The sequence below is a fragment of the Variovorax sp. Root318D1 genome, from assembly GCF_001424835.1.
In the GTDB taxonomy this organism is placed as follows: Bacteria; Pseudomonadota; Gammaproteobacteria; order Burkholderiales; family Burkholderiaceae_C; genus Variovorax.
The window spans coordinates 12,845-29,964 of record NZ_LMCQ01000024.1; the positions used below are offsets into that span (position 1 = coordinate 12,845).

Genomic DNA, 17,120 nt, shown 5'->3' on the forward strand with positions numbered 1-17,120 from the left:
GGAGACTGGTGCGCTATTCGGCGCCGTGGCCGCGAGCCGCGCGCACGCGCGCCACGTCGGCCGGCAGGTTCTTCCACGCCGGCTCCTGCGGTGCGAAGCGCGCGCGCATGTAGCCCGCGAGTTCTGCAATCTGACGGTCGTCGAGCGCATCGCGGAAGGCCGGCATGAAGCCGATATCACGGCTCGCGGGCTCGCGCACGCCGTCGAGGATGGTGCGCAGCAGGTTGTCGGGTCGCGCGCTCGTGAGGTTGCTGTTGAGCGCGAGCGGCGTGTTCACGCCGAGCAACGTGGGGCCGTCGCCATCGTGATGGCACGAGGCGCAGGCACTGTCGAACATGCGCTGCGCGGGGCCGAGCAGCCGGCCCTGCGTGCGCGCGGCGGTGTCGACGATCTGCTGTGCCAAGGCTTGCGGCTCGGCCACAGGCGCGGGATTGAATGACGCGAGGTACGTGGCCATGGCACGCACGTCGGCATCGGGCACCTGCCCCAGCTCGCGCACCACCTCCGCCATCGGGCCGCCAGCCATGCCATGGCGCTGCGTATGGCCTTGGCGCAGGTAGCGGTACAGCTCGTCGGTGTCCCATGGCACCGCCGACTTCGAAAGCCCGGTGAGCGCAGGAGCCTCCCAACCGTCGACCATGGCGCCCGACAAGAAGGCGCTGCCGCCCTGCTCTGCGCCGAGCGCGTTGCGCGGCGTGTGGCACGCGCCGCAGTGGCCCAGGCCGTTGACGAGATAGGCGCCGCGGTTCCATTCCGCGCTTTGCGCGGCTACCGGCTGCAACGGCGCCGGGTCATGGAAGAGCGCATTCCATCCGGCCATCAATGGACGCATGCTGAACGGAAACTTCAGTTCGGCCTTCGGCGTTTCGGCGCGCACCGCGGGCATGGACATGAAGTAGGCGTAAAGCGCCTGCAGATCGTCATCGCTGGTCTTGGCGAATGCCGTGTATGGGAAAGCCGGATACAGGTGATGGCCATCGCGAGAGACGCCTTCGCGCATGGCGCGCTGGAAGGCGCTGAACGACCAGCGGCCCAGGCCCGTTTCTGCATCGGGCGTGAGATTGGTGGTGTAGAGCGTGCCGAAGGGCGTCTCCATCGCGCGGCCGCCCGCGTTGGGCGCGCCGCCCGGTGCGGTGTGGCACACGGCGCAGTCGCCGAGCGCGGCCAGCACTCGGCCGCGTTCGATGGTGGCTTGGCTGTAGACCGGTGCGGTGAGCGAGACCGGGGCGATGGAAGAGCGCCAGCCGAGCAGGCCGGCGATGAGGCCGATGCCGCCTATGAAGAGGGCAGCGCCGGTGGCCCAGAGGCCTTTGCTGGTGGGCCATGGCGCATCGGTCTTGCTCCTTCCCCCCCTGGGGGAAGGTTGGGATGGGGGCACGGCAGCGTCACCATTCAAGCGCCGCTCGCCCCCACCCCCGCCCTCCCCCGGAAGGGGAGGGAGCAAAGCCCGGTTCAGCTCAGCCAGCACCTTCTCCGCCGTGAACGGCGGCTCCCGAAACCGCACCCCCGTCGCATCGAAGATCGCATTCGCGATCGCCGCCGTGCCCGGCACCGATGACGATTCGCCCGCGCCGAGCGAAGGCTCGCCCGGCCGCGGCATGTGCATGATCTCGACCACCGGCACTTCGCGGAAGTTGATGATCGGGTAGCTGCCCCACTCGCGGCTCGCGACCACGCCCGAGGGCAGCACGCCGGGCAGCTGCGGACCACACTTTGCAGCGCCCTGCTGCTGCGGCGCGAACTGCACCTCTTCCATCAGCGCGCGGCTGGTGGTCTGGATCACGTTGCCGTGCACCTGGTGCTCGACGCCCGCGGGGTTGATCACGAGCCCCGCGTCGTGCCCCACCACCACGCGGCGCACGTGCACCTCGCCGGTCTTGCGGTTGACCTCGACGTCGGCCACCCATGCGGCCCAAGCGGCGCCGAAGCCGGGCCATTTGCTGTGGATGTACCGCGCATAGGCAAAGCCCTGGCCAAAGAGGATGTCTCCGCCCTCGCCCAGTCCGCCGTCGGCGTTCTCTTGCGGACCGGTGCGCATGCGCCAGCCGGCTTTCTGCGCGGTGGCCTGCACGAGTTCGACGGCGCGCGGATCGTTCAAATGGCGCAGGCGGAACTGCACCGGATCAACGCCCGCGGCAGTGGCCAGTTCATCGATGTACGACTCGTGCGCGAACGAACTCGGCAGCGCCGAGACGCCGCGCAGCCAAGAGGCGCGCACGATCGGCGCCATGTCGTTGACCTTCACGCGCAGGTTGTCGACGCTGTAGGGCGGGCGTGCCGTGCGGTCGCCCATCTCGAAGGCTTGCGCCACCGGTTCGATGGTGCGCGTGAGCAGCAGCGCGAGTGTCGGTGCGCCGTTCGACGGATACGAGGTCTCGAAGTCGTAGGCCGCGATGCGGCCGTCGGCCATCAAGCCGCCATCCACCTCCATCAGTTGCGCGGCGCCCTTGGGCTCCCAGGCATGTTCTTGCTCGCGCGTGAGCTGCACGCGCACCGGTGCGCCCACGGCGCGGGCCAGCAGCGCGGCGTCGGCCGCCACGTCGTCGGCGCCGTTGCGGCCGTAGCAGCCCGCCGCTTCCATGCGGATGACGTCGACCTGCACGTCGTCCACGCCCATGAGCTTTGCAAGATCAGCGCGCAGCACGTGGGGATTTTGCGAGCCGGCCCAGCAGCGCAAGACAATGCCCCCACGCTCCCCCACTGCATGTGGGTCGCTGCCTCCCGAAGGGGGCGCGTTCCGCCTTGGGAGCGGCCCGGCGGCGGAACCGACGCCCCCGCCATCCTGCGGTTGCCATTCGGCCAGCGCGCACGAAGGTCCGATGGACGCGTGCATCTGGTAGGGCCAGACGTAGGTGCGATGCATCGGCTGCGCGGCCGCGGCCATTGCACCATCGACATCGCCTTCATCGACCAGCAGGCGCTGCGTCGACGGGTTGTCGCGCAGGGCCTGCGCCAGGTTGGAAAGATCGGGCATGCCGGGCCAGCTTTTCCACGTGACACGCAGTTGGCGCAGCGCTTGCTCGGCGTGCTCTTCGCGCTCGGCCACGATGCCGACGAAGTCGCGGATCACCACCACCGCGCGGATGCCGGGAATGTGCGCAATCGACGATTCGTCCACCGCTTCGAGCGTGTTGCCGATGAAGTCGCCATGGTCCGCACCGGCATACGGTGGTCGCACCACGCGGCCATGCAGCATGCCGGGCACGCGCATGTCGTGCACAAAGACGCTCTCGCCCGCGAGCTTGGCGGGGATATCCACGCGCGGCTGGCGCGTGCCGACGATGCGGTAGTCGGCCGGTGCCTTGAGCTCTGCGGCCGGGTCGAGGCGCAGCACGGTGCGCTGGCCCGCGACAAGGTCGGCGTAATTGATGTGGCGATCGGGCTCCTCTGCCACGCGCACGACGCCGTTGCGCACCTGCAGCGCTTCCCCTGCGACTCCGAGCCGCTCGGCCGCGCGCGCGAGCAGCCATGCACGCGCCTGTGCGGCAGCCAGGCGCAGTGGCTGCGAATGGATCTGGATCGAGGCGCTTGCGATGGTTGCGCCCTGGTTGGGCGCGCGGGCGGTGTCGCCGAGCATCATGCGCACGCAGGGCATGCCGAGGTCGAGTTCTTCGGCCGCGATCTGCGCCAGCGCTGTCTGGATGCCGGTGCCCAGGTCGACGTGGCCGTTGAGCGCCGATGCGCTGCCGTCGTCCCAAACTGCGAGCAGGACTTCGTCGCCTTCGATGGGGTTGCCGGCGATGGCTGTGGGCTGGCCCTTGGCGGGTGGTGGTGCGGGCGGGGTCTCGCGCACGACGAGCAGGACGCCGTTGGCCGAGAGAAAGTCCGCGCGTGTCTGCGGAAGATCGGCGCGCCGCGTCATCGTCTCTGCCCCTGGTCTTGCTCCCTCTCCCTCTGGGAGAGGGTTGGGGTGAGGGCTGGCGGCGATGGCAAAGGCCGTGCTTGTGTGAAGGCCGATGCCCTCACCCTGGCCCTCTCCCAGAGGGAGAGGGGACAAGACAGGGCCGCGCTCATGGACGCACCACCTCTTGCATGCGTACCGCGGCCCGCTGCACCGCATCCAGAATTTCGATATGCGTCCCGCAGCGGCACAGGTTCCCCGACAACTCGCTGCGAATCCGCGCCTCGCTCGCATGCGGATCGCGCGCGAGCAACGCCGCGGCCTGCATCACCATGCCGTTCAGGCAATAGCCGCACTGTGCGGCCTGTGCGTCTTCGAAAGCTGCCTGTACCGGATGCCAATGGCCGCGCGTGCCAAGACCTTCGAGCGTAGTGACTGCGCGGCCCGCCACGCCATGCGCGGGAATCACGCAGGCACGCGCCGCCACGCCATCGACGTGCACGGTGCAGGCGCCGCACTGACCCAGGCCGCAGCCGTACTTGGGCCCGTTCAGGCCCAGGTCATTGCGCAACAAGTGCAGCAGCGTGGCCTCGCGCGGCACGCCCGGGATCGAACAGGCCTGTCCGTTGACCTCAAGTTGCAGCGGCTCAGCGCCGCAGGTGACCGTCACGGGTGTACATCTCCAGGTCCACGAACGTCGAGCCGTTGTGGTTCTTCGCGCTGTATTCGACCGGAAAATCGCCGAAGCGCGTGTTGCCGATGCTCTCCAGACCCGCAATGAAGCTGTCGCGCGTGAGCGTCTTGCCCCCGCGGCGCAGGCCTTCGACCATCACGCGCGAAGCGATGTAACCCTCGAGCGTCGTGTAGCCGTCGATCTTCTCGCCGAACTCGGCGCGGTCGCGCTGGTAGTCGGCCACGATCGGCACGCGCAACGCCTCGGGCGGCGGCACGATGCTGGCGGTGACCAGCCCCGCGAGCTTGCCGTCGAGCCGCTTGGCGGACCCCGGCGCATCGGTAATGCCGACCGACAGCGTGTAGAGCGGGGCAGCGCCGCCGTTCGCGCGGTAGTCGCGGATAAAGACCTCGACCATGCGCCCCGCCATGATCATCACCACCGCGCCGGGCTTGGCCTCGGCCAGGCTGGCGACCACCTGCTTGGCGTCTTCGGCGGTAATGGCCAGCGGCAGCGTCTTCACGACCTGCACCTTGTAGTCGGCCGCGAGCTGCTCGCAGGTGGCAAGATTCGACTTGCCGAACGCGCTGTCCTGGTAGACCACCGCAATCGACGAAAGGCTGATGGTCGAAAGATGGCTGATGATCTTGCGCAGTTCCACGTCGTAGCCGGCGCGCACATGGAATAGCAGGCGGTTGACCTTGGCACGGAACGAGCTGGTGCCCACCAGCGGTGCGAACATGGGCACGCCGGCCTTCTCGGCCAGCGGCATCGCGGCCACCAGGTTGCCGGTGGCCACGAAGCCCGCGAGCGCGAAGACCTTGTCCTCATCGATCAGCTTGGCCGTGTTGACGGCGGTTTTAGCGGGATCGTAGGCATCGTCGTAGGAGACAAGTTCGATCTTGCGGCCGTTGACGCCGCCGGACTTGTTGACGCGGTCGAAGTAAAGCTTGATGCCCGCGCGGTAATCCACACCGAAGTCCTTGGCCGGGCCGCTGAACACGGCCGACTGGCCGATGCGGATAAGGCTGTCGGTCACGCCGTTGTCGGCGCGCGCCGAACGCAGAAGACCGGGGCCCATGGCCAGGGCTGCGCCGCCCGCCACCAGGGCGCGCCTTGAAATCGAAATCGTCATTGCGTCGTCAAGCTCTTTGCTGTCGTTGTTATGAAAGCGGGTGGTGAACGCGGTGGCAGCGAAGGTGCTCAGGCGGCCACGATGTCGGTGGACTGGATGCGCTTGACGCCCTTGGCCGTCATCTGCTTCCATGCGGCGGCGAGCGATCCGTTCAGGTCGATGGCGCGCGTGGCGTCTTCGATCACGTAGACCTCGAAGCCGGCCTTGCGCGCATCGAGTGCAGTCCAGGCCACGCAGAAGTCCGTTGCAAGACCCGCCACGTAGACCGTCTTGATACCGCGCTGCTTGAGGTAGCCGCCCAGGCCGGTGGCGGTCTTGCGGTCGGCCTCCTCGAAGGCGGAGTAGCTGTCCACGCCCTTGTGGAAGCCCTTGCGGACGATGACCTGCGCAGTGGGCAGCTTCAGGTCCTTGTGCAGCGCCGCGTCGTCGGTGCCCTGCACGCAGTGATCAGGCCAGAGCACCTGGTTGCCATACGAGAGCTTGATGCTGCTGAACGGCTTCTGCCCGGGGTGCGCGCTCGCGAACGACGCATGGCCTTGCGTGTGCCAGTCTTGCGTGACGACGATGTTCTCGAACGACTCGGCCAGCTTGTTGATCACCGGCACCACCTCGGCACCGCCCTTGACGGGCAGCGTGCCACCGTCGACGAAGCAGTTCTGCACGTCGATCACGATCAGCGCAGACTTGTCATTCGGCTTGAGCTTGGCAGCCGCGAACAGCGTTCCGGTTGCACCCAGCAAGCTCAATGCGGCCGTGGACTTCAGAAGGGATCTGCGGTGCGAGTCATGCATGGTGTGCTCCGGTGGTTGATGAAAAACAAGGGCGTACGCGTCCGCGCGCTAGACGCTCAGGTAGGCGCGGCGCACCTCTTCGTTGGCCGCGAGCTCTGCCATGGTGGCGTGGTAGCGGATCTGGCCCTTCTCGAGCACATAGGCGCGATCGGACACCAGCTCGGCGAAATGCATGTTCTGTTCCGACAGCAGGATGCTCACGCCCTGCGCCTTGAGCTCCAGGATCATGTTGGCCATCTGCTCGACGATGACCGGCGCCACGCCTTCCGAAGGCTCGTCGAGCAGCACCAAGTACGGGTTGCCCATGAGCGTGCGCGCCACGGTGAGCATCTGCTGTTCGCCGCCGCTCATGCGGCCGCCCGGGCGGTTGGGCATTTCGCCCAGGTTGGGAAAGAGCTTGAACAGCCGCTCGGGCGTCCACAGCGGCGCCTCGGTGCCGTCGGCCCAGCGGCGCGGCGGCTGCTTGCCGACTTCGAGGTTTTCCATCACCGTGAGGTCGGTGAACACACGGCGGTCTTCGGGCACGAAACCCAGGCCGAGCTTCGCCGCATGATGAGGCTCGCTCTTGGAGATGTCGTGGCCGAGGAAGCTCACGTTGCCCTTGCGCTTGGAGAGCATGCCGATCAGCGTCTTGAGCGTGGTCGACTTGCCCGCGCCGTTGCGACCCATGAGCGCAACCACCTCCCCGCGGCGCACTTCGAGATCGACGTCGTACAGGATTTGTGCGGCGCCGTACCAGGCGCAGAGTGCGTTCGCCTGCAGCAGTGTTTCGTGCGTGCTCATACGGTTGCTCCCACGGCCGCGTTCACAGCGGCGGCTTTTTCTGCAATTTTCTCGAATGTCTTGCCGCTGCCGAAGTACACCTCCTGCACCTTCGGATGGTCGCGGATCTCGAGCGGCTTGCCCTGCGCGATGAGGCGGCCTCGCGCCAGCACGATCATGCGGTCGGCATACGCGAACACCACATCCATGCTGTGCTCGGTGAACAGCACCGCGAGGCCACGTTGCACCACGAGTTCCTTGGTGAGCGCCATCAGCGAGTTGCGCTCCTTCGGTGCCATGCCGGCGGTGGGCTCGTCCATCAGCAGCAGCTTGGGCGCATTGGCCATCGCGATCGCAAGCTCCACGCGCTTGACGTCGCCATAGGCAAGTTCGCTGCAGGGCCGGTCGGCCTGTGCCTTCATGCCGACCTGGTCGAGCAGCGCCAGCGCTTCGTCGCGCTTGTGGTCCGCGGCGCGGCGCCACATCGAGAACAGCTTGCCGTCATGCGAAAGCATCGCCATCTGCACGTTCTCGGCGACGGTGAGCGATGCAAAGGTTTCGGCGATCTGAAAGGTGCGGCCCACGCCCTTGCGCCAGATCTCGCGGGGCTTCTGACCCACGAGCTCGTGGCCGTCGAACACGATCGAACCCTGGTCGGCCTTGAGCTGGCCGTTCACCATGTTGAAGGTGGTGGACTTGCCGGCGCCGTTAGGGCCGATGAGGGCGAGCAGCTCGCCTGCTTTTAGCTCGAAGCTGATGCCGTCCACGGCCTTGACGCCGCCGAACGATTTGCCGAGGTTGTCTACTTTGAGAAGGGTCATTTGGATTTACCCCCTCTCCCTTTGGGAGAGGGTTGGGGTGAGGGCGAGCGGCCTTCGAACTCTGCAGGTCTTTCGATCGTTGTCGAGTGATTGCTTCCCGAGGCCGGGTGTCGCCCCGGCGGGCGACTCACTTTCTTTTGCTTCGCCAAAAGAAAGTAAGCAAAGAAAAGGCGACCCCACTGTCTGCGACCCCTGCGCTTCGCTACGGGGCAACCTGCGGTGCTCGAGTTTCGCGGGGTCTCGCAGAACTCGCTTCGCTCAAACAGCTGCGAGCCCTGATCCGCGAAACCCTGCGCTCCTCGGCGCATACAGAGGGGCGGGGAATCCACACGGGCCTTTGCTTCGCTCGGCCACCAGGCCAYCGCAGGCGCGCAGCGCCTGCGATGGTTGGTATTGAATTGGGTTTGGTCTTGGGCCGAGCGAGAGCGAAGGCTGCCCGCTCCCACCCCTTCTGTATGCGCCGAGGAGCGCAGATGCAGGCGGGATCAGGGCCGCAGCTGTTTGAGCGAAGCGAGTTCTGCGGACCCCCGCCGGAGTCGAGCACCGCAGGTTNCCCCTTCTGTATGCGCCGAGGAGCGCAGATGCAGGCGGGATCAGGGCCGCAGCTGTTTGAGCGAAGCGAGTTCTGCGGACCCCCGCCGGAGTCGAGCACCGCAGGTTGCCCGTAGCGCAGCGAAGGGACGCAGACAGTAGGGTCGCCTTTTCTTTGCTTACTTTCTTTTGGCGAAGCAAAAGAAAGTAAGTCCGCCGCCGGGCGGATATCCCGGCCTCGGGAAANCACCGCAGGTTCCCCGTAGCGCAGCGAAGGGACGCAGACAGTAGGGTCGCCTTTTCTTTGCTTACTTTCTTTTGGCGAAGCAAAAGAAAGTAAGTCCGCCGCCGGGCGGATATCCCGGCCTCGGGAAGAAAAAAAGCCCCTGCACGACGAAAGACGACCGCGCCTCAAGTCCGCTTCTCCTTCAATGCAACATCCACCTCCGAACGGCGACGCCCCCGCAACAAGCGTTCACTCAACTGCTTAGCAAACCCAGCAATCCCCTGCGGAAACAGCAACACCAACAACAAGATGATCGCCCCCAACGTAGCCCGCCAATAGTCCGTATTGCGCGCCACAGTGTCGTGCAGCCAACTGAAAGTCACAGCCCCCACCACCGGCCCAGCCAACGTCTGAATGCCGCCCAGCAGCACCATCACCAACCCATCCACCGACTTGTCCACACTCAGGCTTTCAGGCGAAATACTGCCCTTCGAAAAAGCATAGAGCGACCCGGCAAGTCCCGCAGCAGCACCGGCAATGACAAAAGCCGTCCACTGCATGCGCTTGACATCGATGCCGATCGCATCCGCCCGCAACACCGAATCACGCCCTGCGCGCAGCGCATAGCCGAATGGCGAAAACAGCACGCGCCGCAGCATCAAGATGCCCGCCGCAACGAGCACCAGCGTGAGCCAGTAATAGGTGCGCTTGTCCGACAGCCACTCCGAAGGCCAGACACCCGTGAGCCCGTTGCTGCCGCCGGTGAACGAATCCCACTGGTAGACCACGGCCCAGGTGATCTGCGCAAAGGCCAGCGTGAGCATCGCAAGGTACACGCCCGAAAGCCGCACCGCGAACCAGCCGTAGACGAATGCGCCGATGGCAGCCACCAGCGGCGCGACGACGAGCGCGAGCTCCATCGGCATGCCGCTTGCGCGTACCAGCAGAGCGGCGCCGTAGGCACCCAAGCCGAAGTAGGCCGCGTGGCCGAACGAGTGCATGCCGGCCGGGCCCATGATGAAGTGCAGGCTGGCCGCAAAGAGCGCCGCAATCAGCAGGTCGATCATCAGCACCGTGGTGTAGGGCGAATCGGCCGTGAGCAGCGGCATGGCCATGAGCGCCAAGCCGAGCGCGGCCACGAGCCACAAATAGCCTTTGCTCGCGCGCCGCAGCGGCTCTTCCTGCATGCCCACGTAGCGGCTCGGCGCCTGCGGCCGGCCGAGCAGGCCCCAGGGGCGCCACACCAGCACGATGGCCATCACGATGAAGTCGACCACCAGCGTGAGCTTGGAAAACGACACGCTGTAGCCGAAGATCTCGACCACGCCGAGCCAGATGCACACCGCCTTGATTTCGGAGAGCAGCAGCGCCGCCACATAGGCGCCGGGAATCGAGCCCATACCGCCGACCACCACCACCACGAAGGCTGCGCCGATGGTGTTGAGGTCCATTGCGAGCGTGGCCGGCTCGCGCGGCAGCTGCAAGGCGCCGCCGAGTGCCGCAAGCGTGGCGCCGAGCGCGAACACCGCGGTAAACAGCCAGGCCTGGTTCACGCCCAGCGCGCTGACCATCTCGCGGTCTTGCGTGGCGGCGCGCACCAGCGTGCCCCAGCGGGTGCGCGTGAGCAGCAGCCACATGAGGCCGAGCACCACGGGTCCGACGACGATCAGAAACAGGTCGTAGGTTGGGAACTGCCGGCCCAGGATGTCGACCGAGCCCGACAGGCCCGGCGCGCGCGGGCCGAGCAATTCGTCCGGTCCCCACACATACAGCACCGCATCCTTGATGACCAGCACCAGTGCAAAAGTGGCCAGCAGCTGAAACAGCTCAGGCGACTTGTAGATGCGGCGCAGCAGCACCATTTCGATCAGCGCGCCGATCACGCCCACCGCGAGGGCAGCAATCAGCACGGCCGGCCAGAAGCCGAGCGTGCCGAGTTTGTCGACCAGCGTGTAGGCAAGGTAGATGCCCACCATGAAGAAGGAGCCATGCGCAAAGTTGACGATGCGCGTGACGCCGAAGATCAACGAAAGGCCGGCCCCCACGAGGAACAGCGACGAAGCAGACGACAGCCCGGTCAGGAACTGAAGCAGCAGGGACGAGAGGCTCATGGGTGCAAGCGTTCCGAAGAGAAAAAAAGATCAGTCCGCGGCGCGGGACTTCTTCACGTCGGCCGCGCTCGGCTGAAACTTGGCACCGTCGAAGTACGTGTAGTCGACCATCACGCCCTTGCCGTTGTCGTTCTTGGTCTTGCCGACGAAGGCGCCCATGGTCGACTGGTGGTCTTCGGCGCGATAGCTGATCTTGCCGAAGGGCGAGTCAACCTGCAGGCCCTTGAAGGCGGCAATGAGCTTGGGCGTCTCGGTGCTCTTGGCTTTTTCGATGCCGGCCGCCACCGACTTGATCATGGTGTAGCCAACCACCGAGCCCAGGCGCGGGTAGTCCTTGTACTTGCCGTGGTACGCAAGGAAGAAGGCCTTGTGCTCGGGCGTCTGGATGCCGTACCAGGGATAGCCGGTCACGATCCAGCCGTTGGGCGTTTCGTCCTTCAGCGGGTCGAGGTACTCGGGCTCGCCGGTGAGCACGCTCACCACCGTGCGGTCCTTGAAGAGACCGCGGGTGTTGCCTTCACGCACGAACTTGGAAAGGTCGGCGCCGAACAGCACGTTGAAGATCGCGTCGGGCTTGGCGTCGGCCAGCGCCTGCACCACGGCACCCGCATCGACCTTGCCGAGCGGCGGCGCCTGTTCGGCGACGAACTCCACGTCGGGCTGCGCGGCCTTCAGGAGCGTCTTGAATGCGGCCACGGCCGACTGGCCGTATTCGTAGTTGGGGTACACGATGGCCCAGCGCTTTTTCTTGAGCTTGGCCGCTTCGGGTACCAGCATCGCGGCCTGCATGTAGGTGCCGGGGCGCAGGCGGAAGGTGTATTCGTTGCCGCCCTGCCAGGTCATCTTGTCGGTCAGCGGTTCGCCGGCCAGGAAGAAAATCTTCTTCTGCTTGGCGAAGTCGGCCACGGCCAGGCCGGTGTTCGACAGGAAGGTGCCGGTGAGCACGTCGATCTTCTCGCGCGCCACCAGCTCTTCGGCCACGCGCACGGCGTCACCGGGGTTCGCGTTGTCGTCGCGCGTGATGAGCTCGACCTTGCGGCCGTTGACGCCGCCCTTGGCGTTGATCTCTTCCACGGCCAGCTCCATGCCCTTCTTGTAGGGCTCGAGGAAGGCGGGCTGGGCCTTGTAGCTGTTGACCTCGCCGATCTTGATCACGCCCTGGGCATGGGCAGGAACGAGGGCCGTGGCCAGTGTGGCAATGGCCGCGGCGCTGAAGACGTGACGCAATGGGTTCATGAGGAAGCTCCTTGGGATCGAAAGAGGAAAGAAGAAACGAAGTGAATGCACAGGCGCTGAATGGTGATGGACGGATTCAACGCAGCCCGTCTTCGCCTTTGATTTCGTTAGCCTGCAGCCCGCCAATGCGGGGCAGCGGACGGCCGCTGTCGGTGACGGCAACCGCCACCACGATCTCGTTGGCGCGCGGCGCGTCGGAGACGCGCGCCTCGACGGCGTCGAAGTGGCTGCGCACGAAGGCCGCGTCCTTGTGGCCGAGCGGCACGTCGATGGCCGTGCCCAGCGTGCCGCGCTTCTTGGCCGAGGGCACGAGTGCCGCGCCCTTTTCAACCGCCACACGCAGCGGCGCGCCGAGCTTGGGGTGCAGGATGGCGGCCGCGTGCTCGAGCTCGCCGCTTTCGCCGACGATGGCGGCCTTGCCATAGCTCTGCGCCTGACCGGGCTCGATGCCAAGTGCCTTCACGGCCTTCTGGCCCAGGAGCGCGCCAAGCTCTTCGCCGATGGCGATCAGTTCGTCGAGGTTCTCGCTGAAGCGGCCCGCATAGGGGTTCTCGATCACCGCGATGGCCACCGCGCGGCGCGTGGGCGGGTCGATCGTCTGGCCCATTTCCTTGCGGGTCTCGTCGACCTGGATGACGAGCTTGCGGATGTTGGCGGTCATGTCTTGTGTTCCTTCTTGTCTCGGTGCGGGCAGCTCAGCGCAGGCCGTCCCACTTGCTGATGTTTTCGGCGCGAAGACCGCCGACACGGTCATGGATGCGGTAGCCGGTGCTCATGGCCAGGATGAAGACGATCTCGTCGGCCGCCGGCGCGCCGGGCACCCGCACTTCGATGGCGTCGAACTGTCCGCGCACGTAGCTGGCGTTGATGTTGGTGAGCGGCACGTCGAGCGCGGCGCCGGGCGGGCCGACCTTCTTGGTCGAGGGCACGATGGACAGCGCATTGCCGGGCTGGCCGGTTTTTTCCTCAGCCTTGCCGGCGGTGTAGGCCGCGCGGTCGCCCTTCCAGCCGAGCAGTTCGCGCATGGCGTAACCGCCGGGCACATGCCAGAGCGCGCCGTGCTCGAGCTCGCCGGCGGCGCCCACGATGGCGCCCTTGCCGTAGGTGGCGATCTGCTCGAGCGGCACGTCCATGGCGGCGTGCAGCTTGTGCGCCATGTCGACGCCCACGGGGTCGAGCAGCGCCATCATCGGCAGGATGTCGGGTTCGTAGCGGCCTGCGAACGGATTGGTCAGCACCGCGCCGATGGCACCGCGCACCAGCGGAGTCTTGGCGCGCGGCCCGAACTCGTGGTGAATGTGCTCGACATGGGTGAAGACGCGGCGTATATCGATCATGAAAAAGAACCTTGCTTTTCGTTAAGCAAATACTGAACCAACTGCACCGGATGGCGATTGTGGCAGCGCTTTCGAGGATAAGGGTTCGACAAGTCGCCACTGCCCCTGGCAAACGAGCAAAGCCGCCCAGACGAGCCCGCCTTTTTGCAGCACCTTGGCGCACACGGTACCGGTGTCGAGCGCACTTTTCACCTGCGCGGGCGCCAGCGGTGGAACGTCGACCGTGACCGGAAGGTCGCCGAGGTCGGTGTCGTCCTTGCACTCGTTGGCGGGGCGCCGCTCGATGGCGGCATCGTCCACATCCACCGCATTGGCAATCACGGTGGCGGCGGCATCGGCCTCTGCCGCGGTCGCTGCGAGCACGGTCACGCTGTCGGCGATGCCCAGCGAGAAACTGCGGCCGCGCCAGCCGCTGGTGGCCACGCCGCGCACCGGCTGCGCGGCGCTGATTTCAAACTGGCCGTCGGTGGTGAGGATGCCGCTGCCCTGCCAGTCGAAGCGCGCCAAGTCGGCATAGACGCCCACGCGCGCCGACTGCCCTGGCGCGAGGTGCAGCGCAATGTCGCCACCGTTGTTAATCCAGGCGCGCTCGATACCCGGGCGCTCATAGAACGCGATCAGCTCCTGCGCCACCGAGCCGGCCACGGCCGCCATGGGTGTGATGAACATCGGCGAGAACGCGGCGCAGGCGTCCCACATGCGCCTGCCGACCACGCCGCGCGGGCGCATGTTGTCGCTGGCGGGCAGGCGCAGCAGCGGCAGTTCGCGAACCAGTTCGTGCAGCACATGGCCGAAGCGCGCCCATGCGGCGTCGTGCGCGGCGGCCACGGCGTACGGGTCGCCATGCGCCTCGGCCACGATGTCGATCGGGCCGTGGTTGAAGTGCCAGCGGTTCTTGTCGAGCGCGGCGCGTTGAGCGGTCATGGTTCAACCCAGCATGGGTGGGTGGCCGAGCGGCCACGGATTGGCGTCGTCCATGACGACCCACTGGCGTGCCAAGGGAGCGCCGTCTTCCTGCCACGCGCCGCGCGCAAGCGCCTGCTCTAGCGAGAAGATGTGCTCCATGTGGCCGCCGAGCGCCTGGTAGTCATCGCGCCGCATGCTGAATTCGATGGGCGCCACGATGGCTGGCGTGGGCACGGTGCCAAAGCTGTTGTCGGGCATGCGCATGACGTCGGCCATCACGGTGATGCCGCCGCCGGGCCACACATAGGCCGGCGCGCCGCCGCACGTGACGTTGACGAGCGCGCGCTTGATGGCACGCGTCAGCAGCACCGGGTTTTCGGTCACGCCGGCGCGCAAGGACCCGCCCGCACCGCCGAGGAACAGCACGGTGCACAGCGACGGCTCGCAGTTCTCGCCAATGCGCTCGACGATGCGCTTCACTTCGGCGGGCATCTCCTGTTCGACGGGCTTGAGCGCCTCGTCCAGCACATACCACTGCGCGTGCTCGCCGGTGGTCGATGTCATCAAGAGGCGAAGGCCCGGTCGCGCCACGCCGTCTTCCCAGCCCTCGATGATCGAGAGCGGATCGGCGATGTCGGTGCCGCCCCAGCCGTTGCCCGGATTCGCCACCTGGAAGTAGCGCCCCGGCGTGGACTTGCGCCCCAGCATCTGGATGCCCGAAGGCGCCATGTCAAGGCAGCGCCCGGCCTGGTGCTCGGTGAGCACGCCAGTGATGTGGTCGTCGACCACCACCACTTCGTCGGCCACGCCCGCGAACTGGCGCGCGAAGATGCCCACGGCCGCCGAGCCGCAGCCCACGCGCATGCGCTGCTCTTCCACGCCGTTGACGACGGGCGCCTTGCCGGCCTGGATAACCAGCGTGGAGCCGCCGTCGATGGTGCACTCGACGGCCTTCTTGTTGCCAAGGAGCTGCATCAGCTCGGCCGTCATGCGGCCTTCCTTCTTGCTGCCGCCGGTGAGGTGGTGCACGCCGCCGAGCGAGAGCATCTGCGAGCCGTATTCGGCCGTGGTGACGTGGCCGACCACTTCGCCGCGGTAGCGCACGTTGGCCTGCTCGGAGCCGAGGAAGCGGTCGGTGTCGATCTTCACCTTGAAGCTGCAGTAGCTGAAGATGCCTTCGGTGACGACGGTGACCATGTCGACGCCCTGGGCTTTCGAAGCCACGATGAAGGGGGCCGGCTTGTAGTCGGGATAGGTGGTGGACGAGCCCACGCCGGTCACGAAGACTTCGTCGGCGTGCAGCAGGTCGCCGCTCCAGTCGGGCGCGCCGGCTTCGGCCTTCTCCGCGGCGGGCCGGTCGAAGGGCACCAGCACGGGGGCCTCGTTCGCGATTTCGCGGCGCAGCAAGACCACGGGGTCGACGCGCACCAGCACGCCCTCCCTGTTGGCATAGCGGTCGCAGGCGCCAGTGCGGCCGTCGGAGATCTGGCACAGCACCGGGCAGGCGTTGCACTCGACCTTGGCGGTGCTCATGCGCTCGTTGCGCGGCGGCGCCTTGCCGAAGGCGCTGCCGCCGGCATCTGCAACCATCGGCATGTCCATGCCGGGCAGTCCGTCTGTCTTGGTGTGTTCTGTCATCGGGGCGATCTCGGTAGGCGTGTGGTGCAGGTCGGCGTCGGGACTCTCGGTCTGAGAAGGGTTGCAACAAACGTGCCGTCTGCCCGCTTGTGCGCCGCCTTCCGTTTGTGTAGCATTCCCTACACTTTCATGTTGCGTTCACTACATTCGCGGTCAATGTAGCAAACAGGCCCGATGCTTGCAATGGTGTTTTCTCGCGGTATCCATCGGGGGCTTTTCCGACCAACGACAATGGAGGGTTCGCAGCCGGCCGAAGGCTCGCGCCCCAGGGGCGTGCATTTCGGCCCAGCCAGCTTCCCACTGTTCAACCAACTCTTGAGTTCCGTATGAGTGCATTCAGCGAAGAACGCGTCCTGAGCGTCCACCACTGGACCGACCGCCTGTTCACCTTCACCACCACGCGCGACCCGGCGCTGCGCTTCTCGAACGGTCATTTCACGATGATCGGCCTGAAGGTCAACAACAAGCCCCTGTTGCGCGCCTACAGCATCGTGAGCCCGAACTACGAGGAGCATCTCGAGTTCCTGAGCATCAAGGTGGAAGAAGGCCCGCTCACCTCGAAGCTGCAGCACATCCAGGTGGGCGACACCATCATCGTGGGCCGCAAGCCCACCGGCACGCTGCTGATCGACTACACGCTGCCAGGCAAGCGCCTGTACCTGTTCGGCACGGGCACCGGCCTTGCACCGTTCATGAGCATCATCCGCGACCCGGAGACCTACGAGAAGTTCGAGCAGGTCATCCTGGTGCACGGCGTGCGCCAGGTCGACGAGCTGGCCTATCACGACCTCGTGACCGACCACCTGCCCAAGCACGAATTCCTCGGCGAGATGGTCGAAAAGCAGCTGCTCTACTACCCGACGGTCACGCGCGAGGAGTTCCGCAACCAGGGCCGCATCACCGACCTGATCTCCACCAACAAGCTCACCGACGATCTCGACCTGCCCCCGCTCAACCCGGTGGAAGACCGCGTGATGCTGTGCGGCAGCCCTGGCCTCTTGGTGGATCTGAAGCACATCCTCGAGGCACGCGGCTTCAAGGAAGGCAATACCTCGACGCCGGGCGACTTCGTGGTCGAACGCGCGTTCGCCGAAAAATAAGCGGAACGCCGC

13 protein-coding genes are annotated in these 17,120 nt (G+C 66.3%); 1 reads left to right on the plus strand and 12 read right to left on the minus strand.

Annotation, left to right across the window (positions count from 1 at the left end; all coding sequences use genetic code 11):
• Window positions 1–13 precede the first annotated feature (13 nt).
• The 12 genes from ASC78_RS22900 to ASC78_RS22955 all read right to left on the minus strand — a co-directional run bounded on the left by ASC78_RS22900 (window position 14) and on the right by ASC78_RS22955 (window position 16,008).
• Complete coding sequence (locus ASC78_RS22900) at window positions 14–3,862, minus strand: molybdopterin cofactor-binding domain-containing protein (RefSeq protein ID WP_055806820.1); 3,849 nt, start codon at window positions 3,860–3,862, stop codon at window positions 14–16.
• Between the two features lie 148 nt (window positions 3,863–4,010).
• On the minus strand, window positions 4,011–4,511 hold the full coding sequence (locus tag ASC78_RS22905) for a (2Fe-2S)-binding protein (RefSeq protein ID WP_055806823.1): 501 nt from the start codon (window positions 4,509–4,511) through the stop codon (window positions 4,011–4,013).
• On the minus strand, window positions 4,489–5,649 hold the full coding sequence (locus ASC78_RS22910) for an ABC transporter substrate-binding protein (protein ID WP_082517635.1): 1,161 nt from the start codon (window positions 5,647–5,649) through the stop codon (window positions 4,489–4,491). Before ASC78_RS22910 ends, ASC78_RS22905 begins: the two co-directional genes overlap by 23 nt.
• Before the next feature lie 68 nt (window positions 5,650–5,717).
• A complete protein-coding gene (gene pncA / locus ASC78_RS22915; RefSeq protein ID WP_055806828.1) occupies window positions 5,718–6,440 on the minus strand; it encodes a bifunctional nicotinamidase/pyrazinamidase in 723 nt (240 codons plus the stop codon).
• 48 nt (window positions 6,441–6,488) lie between these two features.
• Window positions 6,489–7,223, minus strand: a complete 735-nt coding sequence (locus ASC78_RS22920; RefSeq protein ID WP_055806831.1) for an ABC transporter ATP-binding protein — start codon at window positions 7,221–7,223, stop codon at window positions 6,489–6,491.
• Window positions 7,220–8,023 (minus strand): ABC transporter ATP-binding protein, encoded by an 804-nt coding sequence (locus ASC78_RS22925; protein WP_055806834.1) that lies wholly within the window; start codon window positions 8,021–8,023, stop codon window positions 7,220–7,222. Before ASC78_RS22925 ends, ASC78_RS22920 begins: the two co-directional genes overlap by 4 nt.
• Before the next feature lie 942 nt (window positions 8,024–8,965).
• Window positions 8,966–10,891, minus strand: a complete 1,926-nt coding sequence (locus tag ASC78_RS22930) for an ABC transporter permease (RefSeq protein WP_055806837.1) — start codon at window positions 10,889–10,891, stop codon at window positions 8,966–8,968.
• A 30-nt stretch (window positions 10,892–10,921) separates the two neighbouring features.
• Complete coding sequence (locus ASC78_RS22935; protein WP_055806840.1) at window positions 10,922–12,127, minus strand: ABC transporter substrate-binding protein; 1,206 nt, start codon at window positions 12,125–12,127, stop codon at window positions 10,922–10,924.
• Window positions 12,128–12,203: 76 nt separating this feature from the next.
• Window positions 12,204–12,788 carry an amino acid synthesis family protein gene (locus ASC78_RS22940; RefSeq protein WP_055806843.1) on the minus strand — a complete coding sequence of 195 codons (585 nt, stop codon included), beginning with the start codon at window positions 12,786–12,788 and terminating at the stop codon, window positions 12,204–12,206.
• A gap of 34 nt (window positions 12,789–12,822) precedes the next feature.
• Window positions 12,823–13,464, minus strand: a complete 642-nt coding sequence (locus ASC78_RS22945; RefSeq protein ID WP_055806846.1) for an amino acid synthesis family protein — start codon at window positions 13,462–13,464, stop codon at window positions 12,823–12,825.
• 21 nt (window positions 13,465–13,485) lie between these two features.
• Complete coding sequence (locus tag ASC78_RS22950; RefSeq protein WP_055806848.1) at window positions 13,486–14,388, minus strand: UPF0280 family protein; 903 nt, start codon at window positions 14,386–14,388, stop codon at window positions 13,486–13,488.
• Between the two features lie 3 nt (window positions 14,389–14,391).
• Entirely contained in the window at window positions 14,392–16,008 is a 1,617-nt protein-coding gene (locus ASC78_RS22955; RefSeq protein ID WP_055806851.1) for a hypothetical protein, read from the minus strand.
• A gap of 326 nt (window positions 16,009–16,334) precedes the next feature.
• Here ASC78_RS22955 and ASC78_RS22960 point away from each other — a divergent pair, with 326 nt between their 5' ends.
• The gene (locus ASC78_RS22960) at window positions 16,335–17,108 is read left to right on the plus strand and encodes a ferredoxin--NADP reductase (RefSeq protein WP_055806854.1); all 774 of its coding nucleotides are present in this window, start codon (window positions 16,335–16,337) and stop codon (window positions 17,106–17,108) included.
• Window positions 17,109–17,120 lie beyond the last annotated feature (12 nt).

Coding starts and splice junctions, on each gene's coding strand:
- ASC78_RS22950 (WP_055806848.1), bottom strand. CDS start 14,388: ATGACCGCTCAACGCGCCGCGCTCGACAAGAACCGCTGGCACTTCAAC.
- pncA (WP_055806828.1), bottom strand. CDS start 6,440: ATGCATGACTCGCACCGCAGATCCCTTCTGAAGTCCACGGCCGCATTG.
- ASC78_RS22960 (WP_055806854.1), top strand. CDS start 16,335: ATGAGTGCATTCAGCGAAGAACGCGTCCTGAGCGTCCACCACTGGACC.
- ASC78_RS22945 (WP_055806846.1), bottom strand. CDS start 13,464: ATGATCGATATACGCCGCGTCTTCACCCATGTCGAGCACATTCACCAC.
- ASC78_RS22925 (WP_055806834.1), bottom strand. CDS start 8,023: ATGACCCTTCTCAAAGTAGACAACCTCGGCAAATCGTTCGGCGGCGTC.
- ASC78_RS22940 (WP_055806843.1), bottom strand. CDS start 12,788: ATGACCGCCAACATCCGCAAGCTCGTCATCCAGGTCGACGAGACCCGC.
- ASC78_RS22910 (WP_082517635.1), bottom strand. CDS start 5,649: ATGACGATTTCGATTTCAAGGCGCGCCCTGGTGGCGGGCGGCGCAGCC.
- ASC78_RS22935 (WP_055806840.1), bottom strand. CDS start 12,127: ATGAACCCATTGCGTCACGTCTTCAGCGCCGCGGCCATTGCCACACTG.
- ASC78_RS22900 (WP_055806820.1), bottom strand. CDS start 3,862: ATGACGCGGCGCGCCGATCTTCCGCAGACACGCGCGGACTTTCTCTCG.
- ASC78_RS22955 (WP_055806851.1), bottom strand. CDS start 16,008: ATGACAGAACACACCAAGACAGACGGACTGCCCGGCATGGACATGCCG.
- ASC78_RS22920 (WP_055806831.1), bottom strand. CDS start 7,223: ATGAGCACGCACGAAACACTGCTGCAGGCGAACGCACTCTGCGCCTGG.
- ASC78_RS22930 (WP_055806837.1), bottom strand. CDS start 10,891: ATGAGCCTCTCGTCCCTGCTGCTTCAGTTCCTGACCGGGCTGTCGTCT.